At 70.9% G+C, this 14,553-nt stretch carries 13 protein-coding genes; 4 read left to right on the forward strand and 9 right to left on the reverse strand.

All coding sequences use genetic code 11. The features are described from left to right. Nucleotides 1–16: 16 nt before the first annotated feature. Both ACFY3I_RS26855 and argS read right to left on the reverse strand, forming a co-directional pair. Nucleotides 17–790 carry a DUF4253 domain-containing protein gene (locus ACFY3I_RS26855; RefSeq protein WP_390863374.1) on the reverse strand — a complete coding sequence of 258 codons (774 nt, stop codon included), beginning with the start codon at nt 788–790 and terminating at the stop codon, nt 17–19. 82 nt (nt 791–872) lie between these two features. After that, nucleotides 873–2,630, reverse strand: coding sequence for an arginine--tRNA ligase (argS, locus tag ACFY3I_RS26860; protein ID WP_390863376.1), 1,758 nt, complete (start codon nt 2,628–2,630; stop codon nt 873–875). A gap of 210 nt (nt 2,631–2,840) precedes the next feature. Between argS and lysS the strand changes: the two genes are divergently transcribed. Next, nucleotides 2,841–4,583, forward strand: coding sequence for a lysine--tRNA ligase (gene lysS / locus ACFY3I_RS26865; RefSeq protein ID WP_390863378.1), 1,743 nt, complete (start codon nt 2,841–2,843; stop codon nt 4,581–4,583). Between the two features lie 56 nt (nt 4,584–4,639). Here lysS and ACFY3I_RS26870 read toward each other — a convergent pair whose 3' ends face one another. The 3 genes from ACFY3I_RS26870 to ACFY3I_RS26880 form a co-directional block, all read right to left on the reverse strand. Beyond that, entirely contained in the window at nt 4,640–5,941 is a 1,302-nt protein-coding gene (locus ACFY3I_RS26870) for a DUF2637 domain-containing protein (RefSeq protein ID WP_390863380.1), read from the reverse strand. 99 nt (nt 5,942–6,040) lie between these two features. Further along, nucleotides 6,041–6,949, reverse strand: a complete 909-nt coding sequence (locus tag ACFY3I_RS26875) for a DUF3558 domain-containing protein (protein WP_390863381.1) — start codon at nt 6,947–6,949, stop codon at nt 6,041–6,043. 132 nt (nt 6,950–7,081) lie between these two features. Next, the gene (locus ACFY3I_RS26880) at nt 7,082–7,948 is read right to left on the reverse strand and encodes a DUF3558 domain-containing protein (protein WP_390863383.1); all 867 of its coding nucleotides are present in this window, start codon (nt 7,946–7,948) and stop codon (nt 7,082–7,084) included. 228 nt (nt 7,949–8,176) lie between these two features. Between ACFY3I_RS26880 and ACFY3I_RS26885 the strand changes: the two genes are divergently transcribed. Continuing rightward, on the forward strand, nt 8,177–9,370 hold the full coding sequence (locus ACFY3I_RS26885) for an RtcB family protein (RefSeq protein WP_390863385.1): 1,194 nt from the start codon (nt 8,177–8,179) through the stop codon (nt 9,368–9,370). Between the two features lie 43 nt (nt 9,371–9,413). Here ACFY3I_RS26885 and ACFY3I_RS26890 read toward each other — a convergent pair whose 3' ends face one another. The 4 genes from ACFY3I_RS26890 to ACFY3I_RS26905 form a co-directional block, all read right to left on the reverse strand. Then, on the reverse strand, nt 9,414–10,214 hold the full coding sequence (locus tag ACFY3I_RS26890) for an LAGLIDADG family homing endonuclease (RefSeq protein ID WP_390863387.1): 801 nt from the start codon (nt 10,212–10,214) through the stop codon (nt 9,414–9,416). A 100-nt stretch (nt 10,215–10,314) separates the two neighbouring features. Continuing rightward, on the reverse strand, nt 10,315–10,482 hold the full coding sequence (locus ACFY3I_RS26895; RefSeq protein WP_365288995.1) for a hypothetical protein: 168 nt from the start codon (nt 10,480–10,482) through the stop codon (nt 10,315–10,317). Further along, nucleotides 10,482–11,240, reverse strand: coding sequence for an SDR family NAD(P)-dependent oxidoreductase (locus ACFY3I_RS26900; RefSeq protein WP_390863389.1), 759 nt, complete (start codon nt 11,238–11,240; stop codon nt 10,482–10,484). The genes ACFY3I_RS26895 and ACFY3I_RS26900 overlap by 1 nt, the downstream gene beginning before the upstream one ends. Before the next feature lie 118 nt (nt 11,241–11,358). Next, on the reverse strand, nt 11,359–11,697 hold the full coding sequence (locus ACFY3I_RS26905; RefSeq protein WP_365288997.1) for a YnfA family protein: 339 nt from the start codon (nt 11,695–11,697) through the stop codon (nt 11,359–11,361). 112 nt (nt 11,698–11,809) lie between these two features. Between ACFY3I_RS26905 and ACFY3I_RS26910 the strand changes: the two genes are divergently transcribed. Then, entirely contained in the window at nt 11,810–12,280 is a 471-nt protein-coding gene (locus ACFY3I_RS26910) for a hypothetical protein (protein WP_365288998.1), read from the forward strand. Nucleotides 12,281–12,569: 289 nt separating this feature from the next. Further along, nucleotides 12,570–14,513, forward strand: a complete 1,944-nt coding sequence (locus tag ACFY3I_RS26915; RefSeq protein WP_390863391.1) for a sigma-70 family RNA polymerase sigma factor — start codon at nt 12,570–12,572, stop codon at nt 14,511–14,513. The last annotated feature ends 40 nt before the right edge of the window (nt 14,514–14,553 follow it).

The raw sequence follows: 14,553 nt of genomic DNA on the forward strand, positions 1-14,553 counted from the left end.
ATCGTCAGTCCCACCGTCAGTCCCACCAGAAGTGCCACAGCCGCTCGCCGACCAGCTGCCCGGCGTACGACGAGAGGGTGTCGTCTTCGCCGGGCAGCACGCTGTACGGGCAGAACGCGAAGTGCTCGGCGGCCACCGCCTCCGCCGCGTCCAGGTCGGCGGGCGGCGCGGCCACGGAGACGGCCAGATGGTCCAGGCCGAGGGCCACCACGCGTATCCCGAAGCGGTCCTCCCAGGAACGCAGCACCGCGCACAACCGGGCCACGTCCTCGTCGTGGTTGACCGGCCCGCTCCAGCCGATGGCCGCCGGTATGTCGGCGCTGCGCCGGGCGGACACCAGCGCCAGGTGCGGCTCCTTCAGCCAGGGCCGCCCCTGGCTCAGCGCGTCGGCGACGTCGGCCGCGCGCAGGTCCGGGTCGGCGACCAGCGCGGGGGCGGCGGCGAGCCCCGGCCACTCCTCGCCGTCCGGCGGGTCCTCCTCCCAGTAGTCCTCCAGCACCTCGTCGGGGTCGTGGTCCCCGGGGTACGAGGTCTCCTCGGGCGCGAAGTCCCAGTCGTCGATCTCGGAGACGTCGATCAGCACCGGAAGCAGCCCGGCGCGGGCGGCCGGCGCGCCCAGCGCCGTCCAGGTCCCGGGTCCGGCGGGCTGCCCGGCGTACCACAGCAGCGGCTGGTGCCACGGACCGTCCAGGGTCTCGTCCAGGAGTGTCCCGGGCGGGAGTTGGAGCCCCAGGGACCGACCGCTCGGGTCGGTCGCCAGCTTGGGCAGCGGGTTGGGAAGAGTCGCCATGGCGATGACTGTAAGGGCGCCCACTGACAACGACACGGCGGCCCGTCCCCTCGCCGAGGGGACGGGCCGCCGTGACGTGCCGTCAGAGCCGCTCGGGCGTCCTGATGCCCAGCAAAGACATGCCCTGGTGGAGGGTGCGGGCCGTCATGTCGCACAGGAGGAGGCGGTTCTCCACCTGGGCCGGGGTGTCGGCCTTCAGGACCGGGCACTTGTCGTAGAACGACGTGTACAGCGAGGCCAGTTGGTACAGGTACGCGGCCAGCTTGTGCGGGGCGTACTCCGCGGCCGCCTCGAAGACCGTGTCGCCGAACGCGTCCAGGTGCAGGCCCAACGCCCGCTCCGCCGCGTGCAGTTCCAGCTCCGGATGGGCGGCCGGCCGGACCTCGCCCGCCTTGCGCAGGATCGACTGGATACGGGCGTACGCGTACTGCAGGTACACGCTCGTGTCGCCGTTGAGCGAGACCATCTGGTCCAGGTCGAACTTGTAGTCCCGGTTCGGCGACGTCGACAGGTCCGCGTACTTCACGGCGCCGATGCCGACCTGCGCGGCCCGCTCCCTGATCTCGGCCTCGGTGAGGTCCTGTGCCTTCTCCCGGACGACCTCGGCGGCCCGCTGCACCGCCTCGTCCAGCAGGTCCTCCAGCCGTACGGTCTCGCCCTCACGCGTCTTGAACGGCTTGCCGTCCGCGCCCAGCACCGTGCCGTAGCCCATGTTGTGCGCGGTGACGTCGTCGGTGAGCCAGCCGGCCCGCCGCGCCGTCTCGAAGACCATCCTGAAGTGCAGGGACTGCCGGACGTCCACGACGTAGATCAGGGACGTGGCGTCGAGGTCCTGGACCCGGTCGCGGATCGCCGTCAGGTCGGAGGCCGCGTAGCCGAAGCCGCCGTCCGCCTTCTGCACGATCAGCGGCACCGGCTGGTCGTCCTTGCCGCGGATCTCGTCGAAGAAGACGACGAGCGCGCCCTCGGAGCGGACCGCGACGCCCATCTCCTCAAGCAGCCGCGCGGTCTCCGGCATGCCGTCGTTGTACGCCGACTCGCCGACGATCTCGTCGTCCCTGACCTCCATGTCGAGCTTCTCGAAGACCGAGTAGAAGTAGACCTTCGACTCGTCCACGAACCGCTGCCACAGGTCGAGGGTCTCCTTGTCGCCGGACTGGAGGGCGACGACCCTCTTCCGCGCCCGCTCCTTGAAGCCCTCGTCCGTGTCGAAGACGGCCCGGGAGGCCTTGTAGACCCGGTTCAGGTTCGACATGGCCTGCTCGCCGTCCGTGTCGGTCTCCGCGGACAGCTGCTCCGGGTTCTCGATCAGGTACTGGATGAGCATGCCGAACTGGGTGCCCCAGTCGCCGATGTGGTGCCGGCCGATCGTCCGCTCGCCGGTGAAGTCGAGCATGCCGCGCAGCGCGTCGCCGATCACCGCGGACCGCAGGTGACCGACGTGCATCTCCTTGGCGACGTTCGGCTGGGCGTAGTCGATGACCGTGACGCCCGGGTTCTCCTTGGCCGCCACGCCGAGCCGGTCGCCGTCCGCGTACCGGGCGGCCAGGTTCTCGGTGATCGCCTTGTCGGAGAGGGTGATGTTGAGGAAGCCGGGGCCGGAGACCTCGGCGTCCTGGATCAGGTCCGCGCCGGTGACGACGTGGGAGAGGACCTGTGCCGCCAGCTCCCGGGGATTGGCCTTGGCCTTCTTGGCGGCGGCGAGGATGCCGTTCGCCTGGAAGTCGGCCCGGTCGCTACGTCGCAGCAGCGGGTCGACGGGGGCCTCCGGCAAGGCTGCCGAGAGGGCGTCGGTGAGCTGCTTGTTTACGGCGTCGCTGAGGGACGTGACCGGGGCCATGGGGTGGGAGCCGTTCTCCTCGGGGGTTCTGACAGACGCGTCCAGTATTTCACGGGGGGTAAAGGGGTTTTCGCGGCCACGGACTCGGGAGACGGGTGGCGCGTTGCCGGGGGCGCGCCGGGAACCCGTTTCGTGGATGCGGAGGTGCCTGGGACACTGGAGCGGTCAGCCGTGCGACCGTACCGGCTGCCCCATGTCAGAAAGAAGGACGTGCCGATCGTGGCTCAGAGCACCGAGACCACCGACTGGGTCTCCCGTTTCGCGGATGAGGTCATCGAGGAGTCGGAGCGTCGGGCCCCGGGCAAACCGGTCGTCGTCGCGTCGGGTCTGTCGCCGTCCGGCCCGATCCACCTCGGCAACCTGCGCGAGGTCATGACCCCGCACCTGGTCGCCGACGAGGTCCGGCGGCGCGGCCACCAGGTCCGGCACCTGATCTCCTGGGACGACTACGACCGCTACCGCAAGGTGCCGGCCGGCGTCGCCGGGGTCGACGCGTCCTGGACCGAGCACATCGGCAAGCCGCTCACCTCGGTGCCGGCCCCGGCGGGGTCCGCGTACCCGAACTGGGCCGAGCACTTCAAGGCCGTGATGGTCGAGTCGCTGGCCGAGCTGGGCGTGGAGTTCGACGGGATCAGCCAGACCGCCCAGTACACCTCCGGGGTGTACCGGGAGCAGATCCTGCACGCCATGAAGCACCGCGGCGACATCGACGCGATCCTCGACCAGTACCGCACCAAGAAGGCCCCCGCGAAGAAGCAGCAGCAGAAGGCCGTCGACGAGGCCGAGCTGGAGGCCGAGGAGGGCTCGGGCGCGGCGAGCGAGGACGACGGTTCCGCGGGCTCCGCCGGGTACTTCCCGTACAAGCCGTACTGCGGCGGCTGCGGCAAGGACCTGACGACCGTCACCGCGTACGACGACGACACCACCGAGCTGACCTACGTCTGCACGGCGTGCGACTTCACCGAGACCGTCCGGCTGAGCGAGTTCAACCGGGGCAAGCTGGTCTGGAAGGTCGACTGGCCGATGCGCTGGGCGTACGAGGGCGTCGTCTTCGAGCCGAGCGGTGTCGACCACTCCTCGCCCGGGTCGAGCTTCCAGGTGGGCGGACAGATCGTCGGGATCTTCGGCGGCGAGCAGCCCATCGGGCCGATGTACGCGTTCGTCGGCATCAGCGGCATGGCGAAGATGTCGTCCTCGCGCGGTGGCGTGCCCACGCCCGCCGACGCGCTGAAGATCATGGAGCCGCAGCTGCTGCGCTGGCTCTACGCCCGCCGCCGTCCCAACCAGTCCTTCAAGATCGCCTTCGACCAGGAGATCCAGCGGCTCTACGACGAGTGGGACAAGCTGGACGCGAAGGTGGCCGAGGGGACCGCGCTGCCCGCCGACGTGGCCGCGCACGCCCGCGCGGTGGGCACGGCCGCCGGTGAGCTGCGGCGGACCCCGCGACCGCTGCCGTACCGGACGCTGGCGTCGGTCGCCGACATCACCGCCGGCCACGAGGACCAGGCGCTGCGCATCCTCGGCGAACTGGACCCCGCGAACCCGCTGACGTCGGTGGACGAGGCCCGCCCCCGCTACGACAAGGCCGAGGCCTGGATCAACACCCAGGTACCGGCCGACCAGCGGACCATCGTCCGCGAGGAGCCCGACGCCGAGCTGCTGAAGTCCCTCGACGAGGCGTCCCAGCAGTCGGTACGACTGCTGCTCGACGGGCTCGCCGAGCACTGGTCGCTGGACGGGCTCACGCACCTCGTGTACGGCGTGCCCAAGGTGCAGGCCGGGTTCTCCGCCGACGCCACGCCGAAGGAACTGCCGCCGGAGATCAAGACCGCTCAGCGGACGTTCTTCGCGCTCCTGTACCACCTGCTGGTGGGCCGGGACACGGGCCCCCGGCTGCCCACCCTGCTGCTGGCCGTCGGTCAGGAGCGGGTGCGGGCCCTGCTCGGGGCGTAGGCCGACGCACGGAAGGGGCCCTCCGGTTCTCGGAGGGCCCCTTCCGCGTGCCCGGGTCAGGCGATGTGCTCGTCCGCCAGCTCCGCGTTGAGACGGTTGGAGAAGCGGGTCACCATGCGCTTGGACTCGGCCTCGTCGAGGGCGACGCCGTAGGTCGCCTCGACGTCGGCGATGAACCCGCGCGGGGTGGGAGCGCCGTTGCCGCCCTTTATCGACTCGCGGAAGACCAGGTAGTAGTCCTCCTCCGACGGCGCCCGGGGCTCCGGCGGGCCGCCGCCCTCGCCCAGCTCACGGGTGCGGCCCGGACCGGACGGGATGGGGAAGCTGCCGGTGGTCTCCGCGGGAGACTCCTCGGGGAGGGGCCGCTGGTCCTGAGGGAACTGCTCCTGCGGGAACTGGTCCTGCGGGAACTGCTCCTGCAAGAACTGGTCCTGGGGGTACTGCTGCTGTGCGTACTGCTCCTGCTCGTACTGCTGCTGTGCGAGCCAGGCGGCGTACCGGGGGTCGTACGTCGGGTCGTAGCCGCCCTGGTACTGGATCTGCTGCGGGTCTCTCGACTGGAGCCAGGGATTGGCCTCCGGCTCGCGCTCCGGCACGGCCTGCTGCGGGACCTCCTGCTGCCCGGCCCGGGGGGCGGGGACCAGCTCCGCGCGCTGCTCGCCGGCGGCCGCAGGGGCCGGCAGCAGCGCCGGGAGGTCGATGCCGGCCGCCGCCAGACCCTCCGGGGCCGTGTCCGCCAGCGGCACGCCGTACTTGGCCAGCCGCAGCGGCATCAGGGACTCCACCGGGGCCTTGCGGCGCCAGGCCCGGCCGAAGCGGGAGCGCAGTCTCGCCTGGTAGACGAGACGCTCCTGCTCCAGCTTGATGACCTGGTCGTAGGAGCGCAGCTCCCACAGCTTCATCCGCCGCCACAGCAGGAACGTCGGCACCGGGGAGAGCATCCAGCGGGTGAGGCGCACCCCCTCCATGTGCTTGTCCGCCGTGATGTCCGCGATCCGGCCGATCGCGTGCCGGGCGGCCTCGACGGCGACCACGAACAGGATCGGGATGACCGCGTGCATGCCCACGCCCAGCGGGTCCGGCCAGGCCGCCGCGCCGTTGAAGGCGATCGTCGCCACGGTCAGCAGCCAGGCCGTCTGCCGCAGCAGCGGGAAGGGGATGCGGATCCAGGTCAGCAGCAGGTCCAGGGCGAGCAGGACGCAGATGCCGGCGTCGATGCCGATCGGGAACACGTACGAGAAGTTCCCGAAGCCCTTCTTGATGGCCAGCTCACGGACGGCCGCGTACGAACCGGCGAAGCCGATCCCGGCGATGACCATCGCGCCGGCCACGACCACGCCGATGAGAACGCGGTGCATCCGAGTCAGCTGTATTGGCGCGGACACCCGTACTCCCCTCCCCTTGCATGTTGTTGCGCGCAACAGGGTGGCACATCAGTGCGGCCTGCGTGTGGCCGGTCAGTCCTTCTTGGCTGACGACTTGGAGGGCGAGGCACTCGCGGACGGCGACTTGGAGGCCTTCTTCGAGGGCGTTGCCGCAGGTGAACTCGGCGCGGGAGCCGAGTCGTTGGCCGTCGCGACCGAGCCGACCGCCTCCTTCGCGGCCTTCTCCGCGGACTTCGCGAGAGTGTCCGCGTCCGGCGTCTTCTCGCCCGCCAGCCCCGCACCGTTGTAATCGACGGTGACGACCACGTTCGCGACCCGGGCCACGACCGTCTGCTGCCGGAAGGCGCCTTCCTTCTTCTTCAGGTCGTAGCGCACCACCGTCGCCTGGTCGCCGGTGCCGGTCACCGGCTGCGACTTGGTGTTCTTCGCCCCGGTCACCGACTGGGCCTCCTGCAGCTGGCTCCCGTAGTACGCCTCGGCCTGCTTCTCGCCGGAACCCCGGCTCGCGTCCGAGTCGAAACGGAGGAAGGAGATGTTCAGCCAGCGGAACTGCGAGCCCTTGACACCGTTGTTGTCCAGGCTGCTCCAGGAGCAGCTGCCCCGCGTGGCCACATCGTCCGAAGAGCCCTCCTTGCCCGACTTCGCACCCTTCGGTACGAGTGCGGTGAGCGTCTTCTTCGACAGCACCGCGCACGGCTTGGGAATCTTCTGATACTTGGCCGCCTGGACCGTCGGCGAAGCGGCGCCACCGCCGGTGCCCGTCCCGGTGCCGGTGCCTGCGGTTGCGGTGGCCGGGCCGGAGCCGCCGCCCGTCTCCTGCTTGCCGTCGTCGGAGCCCGAGGAGCAGGCCGCCGCGAACAACGCCACGGCGGGGACGACGGCCGCGCAGACCAGGCCGCGGCGCAGGCGCCCTGCCCGTCGCTGCGCGTTCCGCTCGTTCCGGTCGTGCCGGTCGCCTTGCTGGACTGCTACTCGCTGCATGGTTCCTTCACTCATACGTTCGGGGTTCCTGCGGTCGGATCGGGTCCGAGGGGCCACGGTACGCGGTGAGGGAGCTGTGCGGTTTTGGTTCGCGGGCTTTGCGGACGGGGCGCGCGGGGCGGCCCCGGGCGCTCAGCTGTTGAGGTCCTCGGCCAGCTGCGCGGCCAGTTTCTGGGCCCTGTCCTGCAGTTCCGCGCTGTCCGGGACGGTCCCGGTGGCCATCGGCTGCTCCTCGTACTCGATGGTCACCACGACGTTGGACGTGCGGAACACCACAGTCACCGTGCGCTGTTCGGCGGTCGAACCGGAGCCGCTGAGCTGATCGTCGAGATACGCCTCGTCGCCGAGGTCGGTGAGGGTGCGGGGCTGGAGATCGACCGGAGGGGTCGAGGCGGAGTCCGAGGAGGCCGTGGACGCCGGAGCGGACGCGGACGTCGGCACGGTGGCCGACGAGGCCGGAGTCCCGGTCGCCGGCGCGGAGGGCGATCCGGAGGGGGATCCGGACGGCGATCCGGACGGCGACTCCGACTCGGTGGCGCTCGGGGGCGCGGACTCGGGGATGCCCGCCGCGGACTCCCGCTGCGTGTAGATCGTCTGCGCCTCGTTGTCGTCGCTGACCGCGTTGTCGTAGGAGACCACGCGCTCGAAGTCGACGGACAGCCGGTCCGTGGCGTCGGCGGACTCGACCTTCCAACGGCAGCCGACCTTGCGGTCGGTGTCGTAGGTGAGCGTGGCCTCGCCCGCGTAGGCCCTGTCGCGCTGCTCCTCGTCGGTGATCTCGGCGATGCCCGGCAGCAGGGTGTCGAGAGTGCCCTGGCTGATCGCGCCGCACGGCTCGGGGAGGGTGCGGTACTTGCCGGGCTGGGCGGCGATGGTGGAGGTGCCCGCGTCCGCGTTCTTGTCGCTGAGGTCGTCGCCACCGCTGGAACCGCTCGTGCAGCCGGCCAGCAGGGCCGCGAGGAGGGCGGCGGTGCCGGTTACGTATGCCTTCCGCTGCACGGTCAGGCTCCCTTCCGTTCACTGGGTCGCTCGGTCCTGGTCCAGTGTCCCCGCTGGTTAATCGCTTGCCGCGGCGGGGCGTCCCCTGGAGACAATGTGTATCGCACGCACTGCCGTGGACGCCGGTCCCGAGTCTGATTCCGGGCACCTTGGCGATGCATTTGCCTTTTGTCTGTTTCAGGGCGTTTGCCCCTTCTATCAAATGACCCGCGGGGGAACGAGGAAGCTATGTCGTACGTGGAGATACCGGGCGCGAAGGTGCCCATCCGGATGTGGACCGACCCGGCCGGCGTCGAGGAGGGCGCGCTCCAGCAGCTGCGCAACGTCGCGACCCTGCCGTGGATCGAGGGCCTCGCGGTCATGCCGGACGTCCACTACGGCAAGGGCGCCACGGTCGGGTCGGTCATCGCCATGCGGGGAGCCGTGTGCCCGGCGGCGGTCGGCGTCGACATCGGCTGCGGGATGTCCGCGGTCAAGACGTCCCTGACGGCGAACGACCTCCCCGGCGACCTCTCGCGCCTGCGCTCGAAGATCGAGCAGGCGATTCCGGTGGGCCGGGGGATGCACGCGGAGCCGGTCGAGCCGGGGGACTTCCACGGGCTGACGACGGCCGGGTGGGGGGAGTTCTGGGGGCGGTTCGACGGGGTGGCGGAGGAGGTCAAATTCCGTCAGGAGCGGGCGCATCAGCAGATGGGGACCCTGGGCAGTGGTAACCACATGATCGAGGTGTGTCTCGATCAGTCGGATTCGGTCTGGCTCATGCTGCACTCCGGTTCCCGGAACATCGGCAAGGAACTCGCCGAGCACCACATCGGCGTGGCCCAGAAGCTTCCGCACAACCAGGGCCTGGTCGACCGCGATCTCGCCGTCTTCGTCGCGGACACCCCCCAGATGACGGCCTACAGAAACGACCTCTACTGGGCGCAGGAGTACGCGAAGTACAACCGGACGCTGATGATGGCGCTCCTGAAGGACGTGATCCGCAAGGAGTTCAAGAAGGCCAAGCCGGTCTTCGAAGCGGAGATCTCCTGCCACCACAACTATGTGGCGGAGGAGCGGTACGAGGGCATGGACCTGCTGGTGACCCGAAAGGGCGCGATCCGCGCGGGCTCCGGTGAGTTCGGGATCATCCCGGGTTCCATGGGTACCAGCTCGTACATCGTGAAGGGGCTCGGGAACGAGAAGGCGTTCAACTCCGCGTCTCACGGAGCGGGGCGGCGTATGAGCCGTAGCGCGGCAAAGCGGCGCTTCACGACGAAGGACCTGGAGGAGCAGACGCGGGGCGTGGAGTGCCGCAAGGACTCCGGGGTGCTGGACGAGATTCCGGGCGCCTACAAGAACATCGACCAGGTCATGGAACAGCAGCGGGACCTCGTGGAGGTCGTGGCGAAGCTGAAGCAGTTCATCTGCGTGAAGGGCTGATGCGAGGGGCACCGGGTGAAGCCGGTGCCCCTCGTTCACCTGGTCACTGATGAGTGCTTCGGGAAGTGGTCCCGTTGCGCAGACGCCACAGGCGGACACCGCAGCTCGCGGCCGTCCTGCCGAGCACTTCTGCCGCCGCAGCGGGGTTGCCGAGTTTCAGCAGGATCCGGTCCTCGGGCTCCGTCCAGCGGCGAGCGGTGTACGCGGACCTCATGCCCGGGGGACGCACCCAGCCCGACAGTGATTCGGCCGCGGTGCGCTTGCGTGCCAAGGCCAGGCAGCCCGGGTAGTACAGGTCGGCTGCCAGGCGCTGAGCCCGCTCCATCGCGTAGAGCACGTCGTAGATGTCGTCGCGTGCGTTGCGCTTCGGGTTGCGCGCGACCCCCGTCACGTCCAGTGCGTAGTCGGCCAGGTACGACGCGATGGAGCAACTGGCCGTGGTGAGGGAGACGAAGGGGAAGCCCTTGCCGGTGAAGCCGACCGAGCCGTCCGCGTCGAGCAGGCCGCGCAGATAGTCCCGGTGCGAGAACGCGACGGGTGGCGGCGTGATCGACTGGGACCTGCGGCCGTAGGGAAGGCCCAGCTGGTTGATCCTGGTCCTGGCTTCGAGGGAACACAGAGTCCAGACGGCGGCGGTGTGCACCTCGGCGAAGTTGGTCGACCGGGTGCGTTCGGTGATACTGCTGTAATACGGCGTCAATTTCTGGAACGCCCTCAGTACTTCGATGTCGCGGACGCCGATCTCCACGACCAAGCGCCCTTTCCGGCCCGCCCCCTTCGCCAGATGACCGTCTGCCTGCAAGAACCCGAACATGTACGCGTAGTCGGGCACCGTGAGGTCCATGAACCGGTGCGCGTTAGGCTCACAATCAGCCACAGGAAGCTTTATTTCCATGCTGGTGAGGCCCTCGGCTGGGCTGCATCCCTGTCGAGGGCCTTGTCGCTCATTTCGCGTGGCGGACCGCGTAGATCATCACGAAGGCGAGGACGTGGATGCCGAAGAGGAAGTAGGCCAGGAAGTACCAGACCTGGCGTTCGTTCCTGGTCTCCGCTTCGAGGCGGACCTCCTCCAGCTGGCGCTCCAGCGCCGCCGCGGGATCGTCGTCCGGCATCACAGGTCCCGGTGGACCTTGGAGTTGGAGGCCTGGGCGCGGGGGCGGACCACCAGGAGGTCGATGTTGACGTGGCTGGGGCGGGTGACCGTCCAGGTGATCGTGTCCGCCACGTCGTCGGCGGTGAGGGGCTCGGCGACGCCCTGGTAGACCTTGGCCGCCTTCTCCGCGTCGCCGCCGAAGCGGGTCAGGGCGAACTCGTCCGTCTTCACCATGCCGGGGGCGATCTCGATGACGCGGACCGGCCTGCCGACGATCTCCAGACGGAGCGTCTCGGCGAGCACGTGCGCGCCGTGCTTGGCGGCGACGTAGCCGCCGCCGCCCTCGTAGGTGCCGTGGCCGGCGGTCGAGGAGACGACGACGACCGTGCCGTCGCCGCTCGCCTCCAGGCGGGGGAGCAGGGCCTGGGTGAGGTTGAGGGTGCCGATGACGTTCGTCTCGTACATCGTGCGCCAGTGAGCCGGGTCGCCGGTGGCGACCGGATCGGCGCCGAGGGCCCCGCCGGCGTTGTTCACGAGGACGGCGATCGCCTTGAAGGCGGTGGCGAACTCGTCCACGGCCGCGCGGTCCGTCACGTCCAGCGGGTAGGCGGTGGCCTGGTGGCCGGCCTCGTTGATCTCCTTGGCCAGCGCCTCGATGCGGTCCTCCCGGCGGGCGGTGAGGACGACGCGGTAGCCGGCCTCGGCGAGCCTGCGCGCGGTGGCGGCGCCGATGCCGCTGCTGGCGCCGGTGACGACCGCGATGGGGGAGGGGGCCATGGGGTGCTCCTCGGCGGGGGATCGGTGTGCGGGCCTGTCGCGACAAGGATAGGCGGGGCGGGATTTCCGCTGATGGGCGCCCGCGTGCCGGGCCCCGGGCCCCTTCGCGTCGGCCGGGTCATCCTCCGTTGCGCGGCGCCCACATGATCACTGCCATGCCGGCCAGGCACACCAGCGCCCCGGTGACGTCCCAGCGGTCCGGGCGGTAGCCGTCCGCGACCGCGCCCCAGAGCAGGGAGCCCGCGACGAAGATCCCGCCGTACGCGGCGAGGATGCGGCCGAAGTGGGCGTCGGGCTGGAAGGTGGCGACGAACCCGTAGGCGCCGAGGGAGAGGACGCCCCCGGCGATCCACAGCCAGCCGCGGTGTTCGCGTACGCCCTGCCAGACCAGCCAGGCGCCGCCGATCTCGAGGACGGCCGCTACGACGAAGAGGGCCGCGGAGCGGAGAATCAGCATGTGGGCAGCGTGTCACGCCGTACGGCTGTCACCTGTTGGAGGGCGCCTGGGGCGGGGCTCGGGTGGCATACATCCGTAGGGATGCCGTAGACGGACGGATGGGACGGGTGTCATGGCGATGCGTCGGTGTGGGCTCGCGGTGGTCGGTGTGATGGCCGCCGCCGTACTTGTCGTCGGGACCGGTGGGACCGCGTGGGCGGGTGACGCCGATCTGGAGGTGCACGGGTCGGCGGTGATGAACGAGGGCGTGGTCACGGTTCTGGTGACTCCGCGCGATCTCGGGCCGGACCTCGTCCAGGACGCGACGGTGCGGCTGAGCTGGTCGGCTGCGCTGGCGGACACGCAGCGGCTGCCGGCCGCCTGCGCGCGCTCCGGCGAGCGCGAGGTGGTGTGCGGCACCGGGCCGCTCTCCGTCGGCGTGCCCGGCGAGCAGCTGGAGGTTCCGGTACGGCTGCGGGACCGGCCGTCGGAGGTGACGCTGGAGGTCGACGTGGTGTGGAGCGGGGGTGCGGTGGACCACGACCGTACGAACGACAGGCAGCGGGCGCTGGTCCTGGCGACGGGGGATCCGTACGCCTTCTGACCGGGAGGCCCGGCCGTTCCGAACCGCCGGTGACGGGGTCCGGCGCGCAGCTTGATCGGTACGCGCACCGCCCGCCTACGACCCGCGGGCCGCCCGCGGGCGGCCCGCGTTCTGTTCGTGGAAGACCTCGTGCGGGGTGACCGCGGGACATACATTGCGGTCCCGGAGAGATTTCGTCGGCGGCCCGCCGGATTTCTGTTGTCCTCGTGCGCCACGCGGGTCTCCGTTGTGAGAGCCGGTCCGGAGAGCGGCTCGACGGCCGGATTCCCGCGCGGAGGAACAGACCCAGATGATCGAGAACCACCGGAGAGGACCCGACCCCGGCCTGGTGGCGGCTGCCCGGGCGGGTGACGGGCGGGCTCTGGAGCAGTTGGTCGGCGACTGCCTGCCGCTGGTCTACAACATCGTCGGCAGGGCCCTGAACGGTCACGCCGATGTCGACGACGTCGTACAGGAGACGCTGTTGCGCATGGTGCGCGGGCTGCCGGCGCTGCGGGACCCCTCGGCGCTGCGGTCCTGGCTGGTCGCGATCACGATCCGGCAGGTACGGAACCGGGAGGCGCTGCGGGCCGTGGACCGGGACCGCCGGGCCCTGCTGGAGGAGGCGGAGGCGATCACCGATCCCGCGCCGGACTTCGCCGGTCTGACCATCCTGCGCCTCGGTCTGACCGAGCAGCGCCGGGAGATCGCGGAGGCGACACGCTGGCTCGATCCGGACGACCAGGAGCTGCTGTCGCTGTGGTGGCTGGAGGAGACCGGCGAGCTGGAGCGTGCCGACCTCGCCGGTGCGCTGGGGCTGTCCGACCGGCATGCGGCGGTGCGGGTGCAGCGCATGAAGAAGCAGATGGAGGTCGCGCGGGGTGTGGTGCGGGGGCTGGGTGCCGATCCGCGCTGTGTCCGGCTGGACGAGACGGCGGCGCCGTGGGACGGCGTGCCGAGTCCCCTGTGGCGTAAGCGGTTCGCCCGTCACATACGCGGTTGCGGGGAGTGCGCCGGTCTGGAGCGGGGGCTGCTGCCCATGGACCGGCTGCTGAGCGGTCTGCCGCTGGTGGCGGTGCCGGCGGGGCTGGATCCGGCGCGGGTGCTCGCCCACGTCGCGGCGTCTTCCGGAGCTCCCGGTGCGTCCGGCGGTGTCCCTCGCGGCCACGGCCACGGCCACGGTCGCGGGCGGCACGGGCATCCGGGCCGGGGCGCCCGGCGGGCCGGGCGGGCGGTGCGCAGGCAGGTCGTGGTGGGCGGGTCGGCGGCGGTCGCGTTCGTCGCGGTGGCCGCGCTGGTCGCGGCCCGGCTGACGGCGGGCCCGTCGGCCCCGGTGGCCCGGACGGCTCCGCCGCCCAGGCCGGTGGCGGTCGCCTCCCCGAGTCCCACGCGTCCGGCCGCGCACTCGCCCTCCCCGTCGCCCTCCCGGTCCTCCGCCGGGCCGAGTGCGTCCCCGAGCCGGTCCGCGCGGCCCACCCCGTCCTCGCGCGCCGCGGTCCCCGTGCAGGCGGCCGCCTCCAGCGCCCGGAAGGGTGTCGGCGTGTGGTCCTTCGACGGGGTGAGCCAGGCGCTGGCCGCGAGCGGGGCGGGCTGGTACTACACCTGGAACACGCAGCACCAGGGGGTGACCACGCCGGGCTCGGCTTCCTTCGTGCCCATGATCTGGGGTTCCGCCTCCGTCACCGACGCGTCGTTGGCGCAGGCGCGGGCGGCGGGGCCGTACCTGCTGGGCTTCAACGAGCCCGACATGGCGCAGCAGTCGAACATGTCGGTCGACCAGGCGCTCGCGCTGTGGCCGAAGCTGATGGGGGCGGGGAAGGTGCTCGGCAGTCCGGCGGTGGCCTACGGCGGCGACCGGGCCGGTGGCTGGCTGGACCGGTTCATGTCCGGGGCGCGGGCGAAGGGGTACCGGGTCGACTTCGTGACGCTGCACTGGTACGGGGGCGACTTCCGTACCCCGCAGGCCGTGCGGCAGCTGACGTCGTACCTGGCGGCGGTGTACGAGCGGTACCACAAGCCGATCTGGCTGACCGAGTACGCGCTGATCGACTTCTCGCAGGGGACGCGTTTCCCGTCCGCGCAGCAGCAGGCGGACTTCGTCACGGCGTCCACGAAGGCGCTGGACGCGTTGCCCTACCTGCAGCGGTACGCGTGGTTCGGGCTCGGCGCGGATCCGTCGAAGCCGAGCAGCGGGCTGTTCACGGACGGTACGACGGCCACGGCGGCGGGCCGGGCCTTCCGGGTGGCGCGCTGAGCCGTCCTGGAGCGTGGAGGCGGAGGGGATGCCGGTCCGG

This window comes from Streptomyces sp. NPDC001068, assembly GCF_042897315.1.
Taxonomy (GTDB): domain Bacteria; phylum Actinomycetota; class Actinomycetes; order Streptomycetales; family Streptomycetaceae; genus Streptomyces.